The sequence below is a fragment of the Enterobacter sp. N5-15 genome (assembly GCF_057221635.1).
Genome location: NZ_CM170150.1, coordinates 997,235 through 1,014,553, shown reverse-complemented (window position 1 = coordinate 1,014,553; position 17,319 = coordinate 997,235). Strand labels below are relative to the sequence as shown.

17 protein-coding genes are annotated in these 17,319 nt (G+C 55.0%); 4 read left to right on the top strand and 13 right to left on the bottom strand.

Translation table 11 applies throughout. From position 1 onward, the window contains the following. Nucleotides 1-75 precede the first annotated feature (75 nt). Nucleotides 76-534, bottom strand: a complete 459-nt coding sequence (locus tag AC2TE5_RS04700; protein WP_213330043.1) for a YaiI/YqxD family protein — start codon at nt 532-534, stop codon at nt 76-78. Nucleotides 535-631: 97 nt separating this feature from the next. On the opposite strand from AC2TE5_RS04700, the gene proC reads away from it, so the two are divergent. Beyond that, complete coding sequence (proC, locus tag AC2TE5_RS04695) at nt 632-1,441, top strand: pyrroline-5-carboxylate reductase (RefSeq protein WP_024906789.1); 810 nt, start codon at nt 632-634, stop codon at nt 1,439-1,441. A gap of 16 nt (nt 1,442-1,457) precedes the next feature. On the opposite strand, the gene adrA is transcribed toward proC, so the two are convergent. From adrA to AC2TE5_RS04665, 6 genes are all read right to left on the bottom strand, one after another. Continuing rightward, nucleotides 1,458-2,561 (bottom strand): diguanylate cyclase AdrA, encoded by a 1,104-nt coding sequence (gene adrA, locus AC2TE5_RS04690; RefSeq protein ID WP_484612745.1) that lies wholly within the window; start codon nt 2,559-2,561, stop codon nt 1,458-1,460. A gap of 102 nt (nt 2,562-2,663) precedes the next feature. Further along, nucleotides 2,664-2,984 carry a phosphate starvation-inducible protein PsiF gene (psiF, locus tag AC2TE5_RS04685; protein WP_134349079.1) on the bottom strand — a complete coding sequence of 107 codons (321 nt, stop codon included), beginning with the start codon at nt 2,982-2,984 and terminating at the stop codon, nt 2,664-2,666. Between the two features lie 89 nt (nt 2,985-3,073). Then, nucleotides 3,074-4,489: an alkaline phosphatase gene (gene phoA / locus AC2TE5_RS04680; RefSeq protein ID WP_484612744.1), complete on the bottom strand. Its 1,416-nt coding sequence runs from the start codon at nt 4,487-4,489 to the stop codon at nt 3,074-3,076. Nucleotides 4,490-4,588: 99 nt separating this feature from the next. Beyond that, the gene (iraP, locus tag AC2TE5_RS04675) at nt 4,589-4,849 is read right to left on the bottom strand and encodes an anti-adapter protein IraP (protein WP_024906786.1); all 261 of its coding nucleotides are present in this window, start codon (nt 4,847-4,849) and stop codon (nt 4,589-4,591) included. 210 nt (nt 4,850-5,059) lie between these two features. Further along, nucleotides 5,060-6,274: a multidrug efflux MFS transporter gene (locus AC2TE5_RS04670; RefSeq protein WP_213330037.1), complete on the bottom strand. Its 1,215-nt coding sequence runs from the start codon at nt 6,272-6,274 to the stop codon at nt 5,060-5,062. Between the two features lie 168 nt (nt 6,275-6,442). After that, nucleotides 6,443-7,126 carry an extensin-like domain-containing protein gene (locus tag AC2TE5_RS04665; protein ID WP_484612743.1) on the bottom strand — a complete coding sequence of 228 codons (684 nt, stop codon included), beginning with the start codon at nt 7,124-7,126 and terminating at the stop codon, nt 6,443-6,445. Between the two features lie 103 nt (nt 7,127-7,229). Between AC2TE5_RS04665 and ddlA the strand changes: the two genes are divergently transcribed. After that, entirely contained in the window at nt 7,230-8,330 is a 1,101-nt protein-coding gene (gene ddlA, locus AC2TE5_RS04660; protein ID WP_029739746.1) for a D-alanine--D-alanine ligase, read from the top strand. Here the strand turns inward: ddlA and AC2TE5_RS04655 are convergent. Further along, entirely contained in the window at nt 8,327-8,563 is a 237-nt protein-coding gene (locus AC2TE5_RS04655) for a DUF2754 domain-containing protein (RefSeq protein WP_252034384.1), read from the bottom strand. The genes ddlA and AC2TE5_RS04655 overlap by 4 nt on opposite strands. Before the next feature lie 249 nt (nt 8,564-8,812). Here AC2TE5_RS04655 and AC2TE5_RS04650 point away from each other — a divergent pair, with 249 nt between their 5' ends. Continuing rightward, nucleotides 8,813-9,112 carry a DUF2755 family protein gene (locus tag AC2TE5_RS04650; RefSeq protein WP_008503287.1) on the top strand — a complete coding sequence of 100 codons (300 nt, stop codon included), beginning with the start codon at nt 8,813-8,815 and terminating at the stop codon, nt 9,110-9,112. On the opposite strand, the gene AC2TE5_RS04645 is transcribed toward AC2TE5_RS04650, so the two are convergent. The 3 genes from AC2TE5_RS04645 to AC2TE5_RS04635 all read right to left on the bottom strand — a co-directional run bounded on the left by AC2TE5_RS04645 (nt 9,109) and on the right by AC2TE5_RS04635 (nt 12,090). After that, nucleotides 9,109-10,206, bottom strand: a complete 1,098-nt coding sequence (locus AC2TE5_RS04645) for a DUF1615 domain-containing protein (protein WP_484612742.1) — start codon at nt 10,204-10,206, stop codon at nt 9,109-9,111. The genes AC2TE5_RS04650 and AC2TE5_RS04645 overlap by 4 nt on opposite strands. Before the next feature lie 14 nt (nt 10,207-10,220). Further along, a complete protein-coding gene (gene sbmA, locus AC2TE5_RS04640; protein ID WP_484612741.1) occupies nt 10,221-11,441 on the bottom strand; it encodes a peptide antibiotic transporter SbmA in 1,221 nt (406 codons plus the stop codon). Nucleotides 11,442-11,556: 115 nt separating this feature from the next. Beyond that, on the bottom strand, nt 11,557-12,090 hold the full coding sequence (locus AC2TE5_RS04635; RefSeq protein ID WP_484612740.1) for an isochorismatase family protein: 534 nt from the start codon (nt 12,088-12,090) through the stop codon (nt 11,557-11,559). Between the two features lie 204 nt (nt 12,091-12,294). Between AC2TE5_RS04635 and ampH the strand changes: the two genes are divergently transcribed. Beyond that, nucleotides 12,295-13,455, top strand: a complete 1,161-nt coding sequence (gene ampH / locus AC2TE5_RS04630; RefSeq protein WP_484612739.1) for a D-alanyl-D-alanine-carboxypeptidase/endopeptidase AmpH — start codon at nt 12,295-12,297, stop codon at nt 13,453-13,455. Nucleotides 13,456-13,457: 2 nt separating this feature from the next. On the opposite strand, the gene AC2TE5_RS04625 is transcribed toward ampH, so the two are convergent. After that, nucleotides 13,458-14,081: a helix-turn-helix domain-containing protein gene (locus tag AC2TE5_RS04625; RefSeq protein ID WP_332982309.1), complete on the bottom strand. Its 624-nt coding sequence runs from the start codon at nt 14,079-14,081 to the stop codon at nt 13,458-13,460. A gap of 92 nt (nt 14,082-14,173) precedes the next feature. Next, the gene (locus tag AC2TE5_RS04620; protein ID WP_484612738.1) at nt 14,174-16,948 is read right to left on the bottom strand and encodes an autotransporter outer membrane beta-barrel domain-containing protein; all 2,775 of its coding nucleotides are present in this window, start codon (nt 16,946-16,948) and stop codon (nt 14,174-14,176) included. Nucleotides 16,949-17,319 lie beyond the last annotated feature (371 nt).

Here is a 17,319-nt window from a genome sequence, read left to right as displayed (position 1 = left end):
TACTTTACTGCAAAGCGGTACGGGATGACAACCCTGTGGAGGCCACACTGTACCACAAATTGACAATAATTATCATTACGCTGTGCGGCGCTTCACTTCCAGCAGCCATTTATCCAGCTCGGCAGCAAACTGCTGGCGATCGCGCTGGGACAGGCTGTCCGGCCCACCGGTCTGCACGCCGCTGGCCCGCATCGTATCCATAAAATCGCGCATGGTGAGCTTTTCGCGAATGGTCGAAGGCGAATAACGCTCCCCGCGCGGATTGAGCGCCGCCGCCCCTTTCTCCAGCACTTCAGCGGCCAGCGGAATATCCGCCGTGATCACCAGATCCTCCGCGCTACACAGGCGAACAATTTCGTTATCCGCCACGTCGAACCCGGCCGGCACGCGCAAGGAGCGGATGAACCGCGAGGGCGGTACGCGAATATTCTGGTTTGCCACCAGCGTCAGCGACATCTGAACGCGCTCGGCGGCGCGAAATAAAATCTCTTTAATCACATTCGGACACGCGTCCGCATCAACCCAAATCGCCATATTGTCTCCCCATAATGACTCTGTCGACTATTGTCGCCTGCATTTCGTTGTTAAGCTATCAATCAGAGAAAACAACGCATAATGACGGAGAATCGTGATGGACAAGAAAATCGGGTTTATCGGCTGCGGTAACATGGGCAAAGCCATCCTGGGCGGTCTGATCGCCAGCGGGCAGGTGCTGCCGGGTCAGATTTGGGTCTATACCCCGTCACCGGACAAGGTCGCCGCGTTGCGCGATCAATACGGGATCAACGCTGCCGAAAGCGCGCAGGAAGTGGCCCAGGTCGCCGATATCGTCTTTGGCGCCGTCAAGCCGAACATCATGATCAAAGTGCTGAGCGATATCACCTCCAGCCTGAATAAAGAGACGCTGGTCGTGTCGATTGCAGCGGGCGTCACGCTCGATCAGCTGGCGCGCGCGCTGGGTCACGATCGTAAAATCGTCCGCGCGATGCCGAACACACCGTCGCTGGTCAACGCCGGCATGACCTCCGTCACGCCTAACGCGCTGGTGACCACGGAAGAAGTGGCCGATGTGCTGAACATTTTCCGCTGCTTCGGTGAGGCTGAAGTGATTGCCGAATCGATGATCCATCCGGTGGTCGGCGTGAGTGGCTCAGCCCCTGCCTATGTTTTCATGTTTTTAGAAGCGATGGCGGATGCCGCCGTGCTTGGCGGAATGCCGCGCGCGCAGGCGTATAAGTTCGCCGCGCAGGCCGTCATGGGTTCCGCCAAAATGGTGCTGGAAACCGGCAAACACCCGGGCGAGCTGAAGGATATGGTCTGCTCCCCGGGCGGTACCACCATCGAAGCGGTGCGGGTGCTGGAAGAGCGCGGGTTCCGCTCGGCGGTCATTGAAGCGATGGCAAAATGCATGGAAAAATCAGAGAAGCTGAGTAAATCCTGATAATCGCCGTCGGGCGTCAGGCCGCCACTTCGGTGCGGCCGCGCCCGGCATTTTTCGCCTTGTACAGCGCCACGTCAGCCGCCTTCAGCCATTCCCGATAGTGTCCAAACTGCGGTCCCCAGGGGGCAACGCCTACGCTGATGCGCAGCGCTTCTTTTGGCGCGCACGGTAACGTCAGCTTTTCCAGCCGCTCATGCAGCCGCGACATCACGGCGATGGCGCTTTCCGCCGCCGTCTGCGACATGATCACCGCAAACTCATCCCCGCCAAACCGGCCGATAGCATCGCCTGACCGCACTGACCGCTGGAGCTGACGCGTAATCGCCACGATCGCCTCGTCGCCCACGTCGTGCCCCCAGGTGTCGTTGATGTTTTTAAAGTGGTCGATATCAATCAGCAGTATCGTGGCGGTGCTGTGGTCGCGCCGACAGTGCTCAAATTCATTTCGCAGCAGCATTTCCCAGTGTCGGCGGTTAAAGACCCCGGTCATGCCGTCGCGGGTGCTCATCATTTCCAGCCGCCGCTTGTGCTCCGCAAGCCTGACGGCGGTGCGGTGGCTGAGCCAGGCAAACAGCATGGGATAAAGCATGAGTACGGGCAGCGTTAAGCCCCACTCCACGGGGTCGGGGTTGAAGACGGCCACCTTCCCGACGAGCGGCAGGGTCACCAGCGCCGAGAGCAGCGTCAACGCGATCCCCGGGATGAACAGACGACAGCCGCCGGAGCCCATCATATTCATCCCCACCATCATCACCAGCGCTGCCGTGGGTAACGCATTCATCCCCATCACGCCGATCCAGAGCCCGGCAATAATGGCATCGATTTTAAGATTAAAAATTTCCTGCTGATGAGGTGAAGCGGCACGACAGGATAGCTGCCAGGCGAAATGGGGCCAGACGAACGCCCACCCCACCAGTAAAAGCCACCAGCCACCGGGTAAAAAATGGGTGACCAGCATCCCTGCAATCGGAAAAAACATCGCCGCCAGCCCGACGGCGCGCGCCAGCCGAACTCGCCGGGAAAACTGAATGCCGGCACGGTAAGGGTCATCCTGAGAAAGGGTTAAATTCCACTCTTCCCGAATGCGCTTTTTGTTGTAATACGTTTCATCATTCATCATTTTTGGGAATATTCTGAAACAATTTCCCAAATTATAGAGAGGGGGTCTGCGGGGAAAGTATGAAATTTCGGGTGAGCCGCCGAAGCCGCTCACCCGTTAGAACTACACTTTTTTCTTCAGGCAGGCACTCATGAACTTGCTGCGGTCGTCCCCTTTCAGGGACTGCTCGGTTGCTTTCGCATTACACTCGCGCATTTTTTGCTGCTGCGGCGTCAGGCTTTTTTCAGCCGGCTTCGAGGCGCCATTTTTGAGGCAGTCGCTCATGTAGGTCTTGCGGGCATCTCCCTTCAGACTCTGAGACGTCGCCTGTTGATTACAGGTGGTCATACGCTGTTGTTGCGGCGTTAGCGTTTTCTCTTCCGCGTTCGCCGATGCGATCAGGAACAGGCCAGAGAGCAGAGTAACCAGTAATGTTGTTTTCATTGCACCATCCTTTTGTGAACATTCCCTGTAAGTCTGGTTCGTGACAGGAAAAAAACCACCCGGCAGATGTGATTTCTGCCGGGATTTTATCATTTAAGACCCAGCGCCGCCTTCATGGTGTAGAACAGATCCGTTTGATCGGTCAGGCCAACCACGTTTGCCGCGTGCGGACCGTAGGCTGCAATGCGCAGCTGGGTGCCAGTGTGCTCCATAGACTCTTCTTCCGAGTTGCCGTAGCTCAACACCATAACGGCGCCATCTTTGGTATTCAGCGCCTGCGTCAGGCCAGGGGCTTTGGTATCTGCCGGAATGATCTGGCTGGCGTGCGCATGGTCCGCGGTGACGATCACCAGGGTGTTGCCGTCTTTTTTCGCGAACTCAAGCGCCTTCTGCACCGCTTCGTCCAGATCGACGGTTTCGCCAATCTGACCGCACGGATTCGCCGCATGATCCTGCTTATCGATCGACGCGCCTTCTACCTGCAGGAAGAACCCTTTTTCGCTCTTGCTCAGCAGAGAGATCGCTTTATCGGTCATCGCCGCCAGCGTCGGTACGCTGTCAGTGCGTTTCGGGTTAGGCGTACAGGTTACGGCAGGTTTATCGATATTGCCGTGATATGAGGCTTTTGGTCCTTCCCAGCGCACGGGCATGTTGCCGTCAGAGAATAGCCCCAGCAGCGGTTTGTCCTGGTTCGCGTCGGTAATTGCTGCCAGAGAACTGGCGTCATTCACCAGCTGATAGCCGCGGGTCTGCGCCTGCTCGCGCAGCGTTTTGCCCTGCCACTCGCCCGCCGTCGCGGTTTCTGCGAAGGTTTTCGCGCCGCCGCCCAGGGTCACGTCAGGACGTGCATTCAGCAGCTGTTCCGTAATCGATCCTTTGCCGCCTTTTTCCAGCGCGTTCGTTGGGCATTTTTCGCTGGTCACTGACGGGCCGTAGCATTTACGCGAGGTCACGTGCGCCACCAGCGCCGCGGGCGTCGCATCCTGAAGTTCAGCAGTGGAGACGTTGCCGGTCGCCAGACCCGCCGCTTTTGCCATCTCCAGAAGGGTTTGATGATCTTGTTCGTGAATATCCACACCCAGCGCACCATTATAGGTTTTCACGCCGGTGGACCACGCCGTGGCAGAGGCCGCGGAGTCCGTTACGTAATCCGGTTTACCGGTTTTTTTATCCAGCGCGTAATGGGTATATTGTCCGGTCAGCGGCAATGCGTCGATACCTTTAAAAAAGCCGCCCGCACCCTCGGCGTAATTTCGCGCCGCCGTGATTTCGGAATCGCCCATTCCATCGCCAATCAGCAGAATAATATTTTTTGCCGGCTTGTCATTCAGCGAAGCGCGAATAGCGGCAGTTTGATCTTCTGATAAACGGCGCGCGCCGCCAGGCTGGGTGATATCCCCTTTTGCCGCACGATTATCCAGCACGCTGGTTTGGGCAGTATCGGCATAAACGGCAGGGGTAATTAACAGGGGAAGTAATGCGATGAAAAGTGCGCTCTGTTTCAATTTATTTTCTCCATGTACAAATACATAAAAATAAAAACAGAGCGACTATAGGCATCCTGCATGACAATTCTATGACACGTCGTTACGTCCGGTGACGGTTTAGCTGCGCGGATGCCTTAACAGCTTCTTTACGTACTGGTGGAGCATTTCGGCATCCTCAACCGGAACCTGCGATTCAGGCCTGACGCTGTCCAGCGCGCCTTCCACGCTCTCAATCAACGCCTGTTGATCGGTTTTCGCCATTTGTCGCAGCAGCGCGGTGACCACAATTTCCAGCGCTTCGACCTGGGCAACCAGCTCTTTTGACTCTTCTTCCTTTTGTGCCAGCTTGACCAGCAATTCAGCAATGAGATTTTTCATCGTGCCAGTTCCTTTTTCAGTTTTGTCTGAAGTTAGCATTCTGAATCCATAATGCAAAGAGAAGAAATTTATTAGAGTATGCAAAAGTGACGCAGGAATGAAAATAACGGACCGTCGCGGTGAGCGAAACGTTTTTCTATAAAAAAACGCCGCATTTCGTTATATAAAAATGCGGCTACTATAAGAATATATAATACATCAGCGAAACGATTATCTCGACGATTTCGCTTCCGCCATTTGTCTGCGGCGACGCAGCGCAATAGCCAGCTGGATAATATTGATTAAAACGACAATCGCCGTGGCCGCAAATACCCAACGAAAACCGGCCATCGCCGAAACGGATGCGCCAATAAGCGGACCGGCAACATTCCCCAGATACATAAATGACTGGTTATATCCAAAGATTCGCCCCGTCACCTGGTCGCTGGAATATTTAACCAGCAGGGTCTGTACCGCAGGCAACATTGCGCCATCAGCAAACCCGAGCAGAAATCGCAATACGCCAAGCTGAAGCGGAGAGGTGACAAACGACATCGCGAAGAAGAGCACGACCGCAAAGATCAGCGTCGCCATCAGGATGCGCGCCGTGCCGATCCTGTCACCCAGTTTTCCCAGACGCGGTGCGGAAATCAGGGCGGATACGCCCGGCACGGCGGCAATCATGCCGCTCAGAAAAGCGATATTTGTACTTTCCGGCTCCATCGACTTGATAAACAGCGCCAGAATCGGACCGACCGAACCGTTACAGAGCTGGATCACCATGGTGGTCACAAACAGGCTGATCATCAGTCCCGGATAGGGCAGCGAGGCGAAGACGGCTCTGCCGCTCAGGCGTTCAGATTTACTGATAACCGGGCGGCCCCCCTCTTTGATAAGAAAGAGCGTGACCAGAAAACTGACCACCAGCAGGATCGCGGTGATGATAAATACCGCACGCAGCCCGACGTGGTCCGCCAGAAAGCCGCCCAGCAGCGGACCGCCGATGACGCCGCTGATCTGCGCCGTGGAGAGCGTACTCAGCGCCCAGCCGCTACGCTCGCGCGGCACCTGAGAGGCGACCAGCGCCATGGCATTCGGAATGTACCCGGACGTCAGCCCCATCACCGCGCGCAGGAAAAACAGCTGCCAGACGTTGGTGGCGAAAGCCTGCAGCAGAATGGCAATCGCCATCCCGAGCGAGGCGCGCAGCAGCATCAGTTTTCGGCCTTTCCGATCCGCCAGGCTGCCCCACATCGGTGACACAATGGCGGAGACCAGAAACGTGACGCTGAACGTCAGGCCGGACCACATGGAGAGCGCTTCATGCGAAGTCACCCCCAGCTGCGAGACGTACAGCGGCAGGAACGGCAGGATCTGGCTGATGGCCAGCCCGGTGAAGAAACAGCCGAACCAGACCGAGATGAGATTAACTTTCCAGGATTCCATAAAGAAATAGTCTTCATTTTTAGGCGAATTCGCCTACAGATTAGCAAGTTACGCGTTTTGACGTCGCACCAGAGATGCGGCCTGACTGACTTTGGTGTTTTATCTCCCCAGTCATCATATTTGTGAAATAAGTCACAATTCATCCATTTTCTGGCGGAATATTATGCTTCATCGACAGAGTCCGAAACCGCGCATCCCCAGATGAAAGTGGTTGGCATGCGCCGCGTTATACTCCGGCCCCAGGCCGTTTCCGTAGTAGTCGCAGCTTGCCGCCAGCATGGCCTTCAGCCATGGCTGCGTTGTTGCCGCCTTCCAGCCTTTCAGCACCGTGACGCGTTCCCCGTTCGCCAGCCGAAAAGCGGCGATATCCAGCGCCTCAGCCGTGGCATGTTCACTGCGTCGCGCGTCAGGGCGGTGGTAAATATTGCGGCAGGCAAAGCTGCCGAGGTGATCGATACGCGCCAGGTCGCTGCCCGTATAGCGTTTTGTCAGCGGCCGGGCCTGCTGGCTGATAAACAGCGCAGAGCCGAGCGCCAGCGGACAGCTGGCAAGAAAGCTGCTGTTGAGGCCGACCGGGCCGAAGTCACGCACGCGCACGACGTTGTTAAGAGGACACGCGCCGCCGCTGTCAGCCACCGGCTGGGTGCGGATGAAGTCTCTTTGGTTAGCCTGCGAAAGCAGGCTCGCGCACGCCTCGGGGGTTAGGCGCCGAAGCTTATACTGGGTGATTAGGCCCGGCGGGTCGTCAAGGGTAAGCGGCATGAAAGGGTTGTAGTAAGACGGCAACCAGCGGTAACCCGCCGTTGCAACGGCCACAATAATCAAAACGGTCAGCAGCGTTTTTCCTTTCACTCTCCCCCCTCAACATTCCCCAAAACATTATGGCAGAAGGCCGCGAAACCCGCCGGGCATCGTGGTATGTTATTGGCTTTTCGTCAGACTGGAAGAGAGTGAGATGGCTAAGCAGCGCGTAGGTATTGTCTTTGGGGGAAAATCAGCTGAGCACGAAGTGTCATTGCAATCGGCCAAGAATATCGTTGATGCGATCGATAAAAGCCGCTTCGACGTGGTGCTGCTGGGCATTGATAAACAGGGCCAGTGGCACGTTAACGATGCCAGCCAGTATCTGCTGAATGCTCACGATCCGGCACACATCGCCCTTAATCCTTCAGAAGTGAGCGTCGCCACCGTACCCGGCGTCGTGAAGGGGCAGCTCATCGACGCCGGCAACGCGCAGGCACTCGCCCAGATCGACGTTGTCTTCCCCATCGTTCACGGCACTCTGGGGGAAGATGGTTCCCTGCAGGGAATGCTGCGCATGGCCAACCTGCCGTTCGTCGGCTCGGACGTCCTCGGCTCTGCCGCGTGCATGGACAAAGACGTCACCAAACGCCTGCTGCGCGATGCCGGGCTGAACATTGCGCCATTCGTGACCCTCACCCGCGCCAACCGCGACAAGCACAGCTTCGCGCAAATTAGCGGAGAGCTCGGTCTGCCGCTGTTTGTGAAGCCGGCAAATCAGGGCTCCTCCGTGGGCGTTAGCAAAGTCACCAGCGAAGCAGAGTTCACGCAGGCCGTCCGTCTGGCGTTCGAGTTCGACCATAAAGTGGTGGTTGAGCAGGGTATTAAAGGCCGTGAAATTGAGTGCGCCGTGCTGGGCAACGATTTTCCACAGGCAAGCACCTGCGGCGAAGTGGTGTTAAACAGCGATTTCTACTCGTACGACACCAAATACATTGATGACAAAGGCGCGCAGGTTGTCGTTCCTGCGGATATCGATCCGGCGATTAACGATAAGATCCGGGCGATCGCCATTCGCGCTTATCAGACGCTCGGCTGCTGCGGCATGGCGCGCGTGGATGTGTTCCTGACGCCGGAAAACGAGGTGGTGATCAATGAAATCAACACGCTGCCGGGGTTCACTAACATCAGCATGTATCCGAAACTGTGGCAGGCGAGCGGCCTGAGCTACCCGGAATTGATCACCCGCCTGATCGAACTGGCGCTGGAGCGCCACGCCGCCGACAGCGCGCTTAAAAGTTCCGTAAACGGTTAATCGGCGCGCTTCGCCGGTTCCGCCTCATCCGCTGTCGTCTCTTCAGGACGACGGCGGATAATCAGCCCCGCCAGCCAGAAACTTATCACCCAGGTCACCAGCCCGACGGCATACGTTTGCCACCCTTTTGCTTCAAACCCCAGCAGGCCCACGACACCGTTAAGAATAAAGATCAGCCCGATAGCAAAGGCGTAGTAGTGCCAGTCACGGCGTAGTTTGGACGTGAGCTTCATAACAACTCCGGCAGGAAAAAAAGACATCCTCTCACAGTTTTTCGGCCAGGTCTGTGGCAGATACGGAAATTCTGAAACGCGACGCAATTTCACTTAAGTGATGAAATTGTGATGTGCTGCAGAAATCGACAATCCAGGAGGATTCCGGCGCGTAAATTACCACGATTCTGATATTGACAAATGCGATGACCTGTCAAACTCACCCCGTAAGACGCGTATTAATACAGAGTGATACCACGGGAGGTCAACATGGCTGACTTTACATTGTCGAAACCGATTTTTGGCGGCAAACCAAAAACCTCCACGGCGGGTAATATTGCTTATGCCCTGTTTGTCCTCTTCTGCTTCTGGGCCGGCTCACAGCTGCTCAATATGCTGGTCCATGCGCCAGGCGTTTATGAACACCTGATGCAGGTACAGGATAACGGACGCCCGCGAGTTGAGATTGGCTTTGGTGTCAGCACCCTGTTCGGCCTGATCCCCTTCCTCGCGGGATGTATGATTCTGGGCGTTGTGGCGTTAGTGTTGCGCTTTCGCCGTCGCCGTTAAAGCCCCATACAGCGAGCCCGGCGATCGTCCACGCGTTTTGCGAACCATGCAGTGGTCAGGTTACGCGTGATCTTCGGGCTTTCCAGCTGGATCCCCGGCAGGATAGCCCTCGGTAATGCTTTCCCGCTTTTCTGCTCTGCAAGCGCAAACACCTTCTTGTACAGATCCGTTTTCTCAAATGCCAGGCTGTCGCCTTTCTCAAGCTGACGGCGAATGTCGCTGTTGCTTAAGCCAAGCGTGGTCGACAGTTTCCGTACTGCCAGCTCGGTGCTTCCCGCCTCGCTGCTGCCGTAAGCGATGAGATCGCCGTCCAGCGCCAGCTTGACGCCGCTTGCGCGGCTGACCGCACTCTGGAATGCCGCGTTACGGCTGGCATACCAGCCCGCGTTAAAGTCGGCAAAGCGGTACAGCGGCTCATCATAGTTCGCCGGATAGTTCAGCAGATGATACGTGCCGAACCACAGCCCACCGCGCAGGGAGAAGACCTCCTGGCGCACCGTACCGTCGATTTTCCACGGGTAGCCGTCGGTATGCTTCTCCGCGAACGCAATGCTCACCTGCATCGGGCCACCGGTGTGTACCGGATTCAGTGAGCCAAACAGCTTCTGCCCCATCGGGACCATACTGATGAAATCATCAAAGATGGCGCTAAGCTGTTTTTCGGTTTTCACCGCATCCAGCCGTTCGCTGTAGCTTTTGCCGTTCGGTGAGGTGATTTTAAGCGCGGTATGCACGAGAAACACCGGGATATGCATAGATTCCGCGCGGCGGTCGATCTCTTTCCAGGCAATTTTGTTCAGACCCGGCACCACCGGGTCTGACTGGTACATTGACTCCTGCTGCGCCACCGCGAGCACCGAGCAGATATTCTCCTCGGTCGGCGCGATCTTTTGGCTTTCAAAGGTTTTTGCCAGCGCATCTGCCCACGCGTTGCGATCCTTCACGCTGGCGGGCATTTTCTGCCGCACAACGCTCGCCACATCGACGGGCTTCTCCCCCTTTTTGAGCGGAGCGGCCCCTTTTTCGGCACAGCCTGCCAGCACAAGAGCGGCCAGCAAGGACAACGGTAACGCGCGCGGTACGGCAAAAGACATAGCAACTTCCTGTATTAGCTAAATGTGTTGGTGACTTCCTGCAGGTCACGATCGTCCAGCTCACGTTCAAAACTGCGTAAACGTTTATAGATGGACATCAGTTCTACCAGGGTGGTCCAGGAGCTGATCAGGTACTGGAACGACCCACGAACCTGACCGAAAACGTTGGTGATCTGCGTCATCAGACCGAGCGTAATCGTACCCGCAACAATCGACGGGAACAGCAGGAACAAACCGAAAACATTGTCCACCTGCAGGTACAAAATACGGGCAATGTTGAAATACATATAGTGGAAGTAGAGTCGGAAGTAGTTACGGCGCACGGCGCCAAACAGCTCGCGGACGGTCGGCGGTGAGGCGCGGTTGGCATCATCTTCACCGTAAACCAGCTCTTTACGGTAAGCGGCTTCCACGCGCTGATTTTTAAACTCCAGGCCCGGCAGTTTGATCCCCACCACCGCCAGCAGGCCCGTCCCCATCAGCGACCAGACGATCGCGGCAATCACCAGACCATATGGAAGATGGCCAACAATCGGCAGATCCGGCACGTGCGCCGAGAGCGTCACCAGCACGGGCAGGAAGGCAATCAGCGTCATGATGGCGTTGATAAAGCTTACGCCCATGTCTTCAAGGGTGGAGGCAAAACGCATGGTGTCTTCCTGCACACGCTGCGCGGCGCCTTCGATATGGCGCAGGTGCTGCCAGTGCGCCATGTAATGTTCGTTCATTGCGGTACGCCAGCGGAAAACGTAGTGGCTGACGAAGAAGTTGTTCATCACGCCGATGATTACCGCAATAAGGGCGATACCAAGGAAGACGCCAACCTCATGGTAGAACTGGTTGATGGTCACCTTATGCGGCGAGCTCAGCGCGGTCTGGATCAAATCGTAGAACGGCGCATACCAGGCGTTCACCGCCACGCCCACTTCCACGAGGAACCAGGTGACAAAGATAATTAGCGATGTACCGAGGATCGACCAGTACTGCCAGCGGTGCGGAGAATACATAAACCAGAACAGCGCAAACAGCCCTACGCACACCGCGTAGTAGGCGTAAAACAGCAGATAGCTCAGCGACCAGAAGCGCGCCGCGCTAATCGGCACCTCGCCCGTTGCTCCCGCGATGCGCGTCAGCCATGCGCCGCCGCCCGCCTGCCAGAAAATGACAGCGATGAGTGCCCAAATAAATGCCGACAGGAAAAAAGGCCCCGGCTTTGGGAAAAAAGACTTAAACATGATGCTTCCTTCTTGTTGTTATGGCTGTTGCTGTGCACAACACGTTACCACACGAAAAACCTGCCCGAGCCAGCCTCCCGGCCCGGGCAAAAAGGTCAGACCCGAGGGTTAATTATTAGTTCGCTTTCCAGTTTTCGAGAATTGTTTCGGTGCGTTTCACTGCAAGAGGATTCGCCGGCGCGATGAAGTTACGCCACACGTCGTTGTGGTGGTTAATCACGATCTGCGCATCTGCCGCCGGGCGATTGGCGGTAGTATGGGCATCTTCCGCCACGGTGATGTGATAACCCCGGCTGACGCCGTTCTTAACCGTCGCATCGACGCAGTAATCGGTGGCGCAGCCGCAGATGACAAACTCGCGAATGCCCTGCTCACGCAGCAGCGCCTCAAGCGCGGTGTTATAGAAGGCATCGCAGGCGGTTTTGGTCACGTAAAGCGCGTCAGCAGGCTGATGGAGTTCAGGCAGCAGCGTAAACCCTTCACTTCCCTCTTCCAGGCCCCCGGCCTCGGTGTGCTGAATAAAAATCACCTTGTCGGCTGCCTGCGTAAGCTGGTTGATCAGAGAGACACACTTTTCGCGCTGATGACGAGGGGTTTCAAATACCCCGTTCTGCATATCGACAACCATAACCACACGCTTCTCAGACATACCGTTCTCCGTAAGATTGAGTGACACTGGCGTCTATCATAAGCCCGATGTCACAAAATGGGAGATGGCTCGTAAGTAAATTGTTCATATTTACCCATGGTTACGTTTTTCTCGCTATCGTTATGCAATTCGGGGCATTGCGCGGTTCCGATTAGTAGTATAAATACCCATTACTTTCCTCATTCACTTCATGGATGCTTTTCGTTGAAACGTTGTCTGCTCTCTTTTGCCGCGCTGTGTGCGGTGAGCTTTTCTACCGCCCAGGCAGCCCAACCGCTGACGGCACCCGTTTTAGCTTCAGATATTGCCGATCGCTACGCGAACCTTATCTATTACGGCAGCGGCGCGACCGGGATGGCGATGGTCGTCATCGACGGCAACCAGCGTGTGTTCCGCAGCTTTGGCGAAACGCGCCCAGGAAATAACGTTCATCCGCAGCTGGATTCCGTAATCCGCATCGCGTCCTTAACCAAGCTGATGACCAGCGAAATGCTGGTGAAACTGCTCGACCAGAGCGTGGTGAAACTCGACGACCCGCTCAGCAAATACGCGCCTCCAGGCGCCCGGGTTCCAACCTGGCAGGGTACGCCGATCCGGCTTGTGAACCTCGCCACCCACACCAGCGCCCTGCCGCGTGAGCAGCCAGGCGGCGCGGCGCATCGTGACGTATTTGTCTGGCCAACGCGCGACCAGCGCTGGAACTACCTGAGTACCGCCACGCTGAAGGCGGCTCCGGGTACTCAGGCCTCTTATTCAAACCTGGCGTTTGACCTGCTGGCGGACGCCCTCTCAACGGCGGCGGGTAAACCCTACACGCAGCTGTTTGAAGAGCAGATAACCCGTCCGCTGGGTATGAAAGACACCACCTTTACCCCGTCCCCGGATCAGTGCCGTCGCCTGATGGTGGCGGAGAAAGGCGCCAGCCCCTGTAATAACACCCTCGCGGCCGTGGGCAGCGGCGGGGTCTACTCCACGCCTGGCGACATGATGCGCTGGATGCAGCAGTTCCTTTCCTCAGATTTCTACGCGCGCACCAGCCAGGCCGATCGCATGCAGACCCTGATTTATCAGCGTACTCAGCTGCATCGTGTCATCGGGATGGACGTGCCGGGTAAAGCCGATGCGCTCGGCATGGGGTGGGTCTATATGGCGCCAAAAAATGGCCGTCCGGGTATTATCCAGAAAACCGGCGGTGGGGGTGGATTCATCACCTATATGGCCATGATCCCGCAGTCAAACGTGGGTGCGTTTGTGGTGGTCACCCGCTCCCCGCATACGCGTTTCGTCAATATGAGTGACGGGATTAATAACCTGGTGGCAGAACTGAGCGCCAATAAAGCCCAGGTGCTCACCGCGTCTAACTGATATTAATATTCCGTGGGCAAGCGGTTGATGCTGACCAGCTTGCCCCGGCTCATATTGATGTAGTTACCTTGCCGCAGGGCAGCGAGAACCTCAGCAACCACTGAACGTGAAATACGCGTACTTTGTTGAATATGATTCATCACACCAATTTTTGAGCGCAGCGTTTCATCCCACTCCGCCATATTCAGCAGCATGGCGCGGATCTGATGATAGGAATTATTTCCCACCAGCTGCATGTCGCGTTTCTCAAGAATGTAGTTTATCCAGGATAACCAGCCGAAGGCCTCTTTCCATAGCGCGTTCTGTTGTATAAGTTGACGAGTGGTTTCAGTGGGCAAATAAAAGCCCGTGCAGGATGTTTTGGCTACCACTCTATATTCCAGACTATGATTAATCATCACAGTGGACAGCCCCAAAATAAAAGGCGCTGTTGCGATGCCCACAAGCAGCTCATCTGAACAACGATAGATTTCGATTATACCGGTCTGTAATACGGTCGTGCGGGGATCATGACACTCACCTGATGTAATCAACTGTTGTGGAGCACATTTAAAAGGAGTACTGGCTGATTTCAAACACTGTTCGAGCCGGCTTAATTCAGAAAGCGGTTTCGCATTAACGTTCATGCAGACCTCAAGGCATCCGTATTTGTCGGTTCAATATTATTTTTAGCTATGTATATAAAAAGCGGGGGATATGACTCCCCCCGCTTTATTCATTACCAGGTATATTTCACACCCAGATTTGCGCCCCAGTTCTGGTCAACGTCGCCGCCGCCCAGATAAGTGGCATCAGTATACGCACTGAAGTTCTTCGTGAAGCTGAACTGGGTGCCCAGCCCAACCCGCACAGCGGAGCCTTTCACGCCGTTATCAATGCTGTCACCATTAATGTCGGCATTGTTATCGGCATCGTCATAAACGTAGGCCAGTTTGAAGTAAGGCGTCAGAGCCTGATCGCCGCCGTAGTTGAAGGTGTAACCCGCATCAACACCGAGTTCATAGCGCAGGCTATCGTAAGATTGCCCGTCCATGCGCATGTCATTGCTGAGACGATAATCATCGCCAGACTGGAACAGGCCAGACACGGCTGCGTATGGTGTGACATAGCCTGACAGGTTTGGCTTCCAGTCATAGCCCAGTTTCAGCCCAAAACCAACTGCGTCATTGGTGGTGTTGCCGTCAACATACTGACCGTTGCTCATGTTCGCAGAGAGATCGCTGTTGAAGCGGGTGTAGCTCAGGGAGCTGTCGAGGAACAGATCGTTCATGAACTTCGCCGACGCGTAGATCATCGCCGTCTGGCTGTCCTGATCGACCTGGCCGGTACGATCGCTGATATCACCCTTCGCGAAACCTGCCGCACCACCGACGATCCACTTCGCATTGTTACCGTCAATCTGCGTATCCAGACCAACCATAATGCCGCTCACGTCCTGATCGTAGCTAATAACGCCATTGTCGCCGTCGAAGTTACCACCGAAGTAGCTTACCCACGCTCCGCCGTTATCCGCCAGGCCGTGACGGCTGTTGGTCAGACGCGTACCGACGGTATCCTGCTGCAGATTCCAGATATTGGTGTTGGCAGATGGGATGCTCAGCGCCATATTGGCGTAGTCGGTCAGCGCTTTCTGCTGGAGGACAACGGCGTCACCCTGCTGCTGCGCCTGGTAGGTGTAAGCACCTAAATCGGCTTTGTTTGCAGCAGTAAAGCTGGCTGTGGTATCCGCGTTATTGTCATAGATGCGGACGATCTCTTTATTTTTGTAATCGGCAACGGAACCGGCACCGGTCGCATCATCGATGCGCACCTTGTAGTTACCTGCAACGTCACCGTTCACTGACAGATGGCCATCAGAATTAATCGCCACAACGCCGTAGTCGTAATCGGCATTGTACTTATCGTTGGTGATATAGCGTGCGTTGTTGAGATCGCTGTTCAGCACGTAATCACGGCTGGCAACGTTCAGCACACCACCATCGGTCAGTACCATATTGTGCGTATCAACCTGACCCAGCCCCAGCGCCAGCTCAGCACCGTTATCCACGGTGATGGTGTTGGCATACAGATCGGCCGTTTCTTCCGTCAGTGCCGCACGGCTATAGCTGTCCAGATACAGATGGTCGGTTGCCACACCACCGCTGTCACCGATATTCAACGATGAGGCATTGGTCAGGGTGATGGTATCCGCCAGCAGGCCAGAGTTTTCAACATTGACCTGAGACTGGTTGTTTACCGTCAGCGCGTCGATGTTAGAAACCTTGCGGGTATCCCACTCGGAGCCGTTATCCAGCGCGATGTTAAACAGACCGCTCTGATACACCTCTTTACCCGCAACGTGGTCGTTGCTGTCATAGGTGGAATCCGGCCAAATGCTGTTAGGGGACAGAGTGCTCCAGTCTACGCTGCTGTAGCCCAGGCCATACATCTGCGCCGTGCCGATAGCCTCGACGCTCGACTGGGCTGCACCAACCCATTTGCTGCCATTGGTCAGAGTAACGTCCAGCTTATCAGTACCGTCCCAGCCGTTGGTGGTTGGGTTATAGACACCGTCTGCACTGGTATCCGTTGCCGGATCGCCGTTCGGGTAGAAGTTGTTGTCGAAGGTACTGGAGAAAAGAATGTCGCCAGTAACGGTGGAGTGATCGAACGTGGCAGACGTCTGCATCGCGTTATCCGACGCGCTGGCTGCTACAATCAGCGCCGCATCATCCGCCGCTGTCGCGTTAGTTTCGCCATAGTCGCTTGGCTTCGCGGTTTGACCGTAGAATCCACTGTTACCCAGATCGCTGTACGCACCCGAGGTCAGTACAGAATCTTTCACCAGCAGCGTGTCGGTAAAGACATTGCTGCTGTTGGCGACACCTTCAACACCGTCATACGGGGTGTTGTCGAGTTCCTGATAACCCTGCGTTAGCGTAATACCCGCTACGTGGGAGTTATTCTGAATAACGATATCAGACTCCACGTCCAGCGTAATTGCATTACCCAGCGCATACGTATTCAGATAATGGGCTTCGGTGTTGTCACCATCTACAACGTCGTAAGCATAATGCTCATAGGTGTCGTTGATGGTGGAGTGATCAACGGTCAGACTAAAACGATCGTACTGTGAATGGGTCGTGCCGTCGGTATCCAGGCCGTCAGCACACGAGGTGGTCATACATTCAGAGGTGATCATGCCATTAATGGTGCTATTGGAAATGCTCAACGCATTCGCCCGACCATTTACACCGTCTTCCAGAAAGTATGTTGAAATAACCCCATTCACGATCGATTTATTCATCACGGGATAAATATCACCGTCGTGGGTAGCGTCTGAGTAATCCCAGTCGGCATAGCCATAATACCAGGGGGTGGAAGCGGTATTATCGTATCCGAAGGTATTATACGTTGTACCGGAAATATCCTTCGCATTGGCCTGAGAAGCGATAGCCAGGGTGCAGGCTAATGCAAGTTGAGATACAACTAGTTTCTTTTTCCATGTTTGCATTGGGTCATCCCTCCTCAGGGACGTAAGCAAGTTTGTCCATCAAATCATTTGGCAATATTTTATTGCGGAGGGAATTATGCATTTTCATTTCGAAAAGGTTCAATGAATGTTTCTATTAAGTCCGTATCCAGACCAATAACACTTCAAAAACGACACGCATAAGGGTCACTTGAGATAAATATTATAAAAACAAAACGTTAAAATACAGGCACGGCAATACAAAACATATAACAACAAATAATAGATCATTTTAAATGATGTATTCCCCTTAATATAGAAACAACACGAATATCTTGTCCCCCTTTTAGCAATATACAGACCTGCATTATATATTGCTGATATGAAACTTGACCTGCCGCATTTCGCAAAAA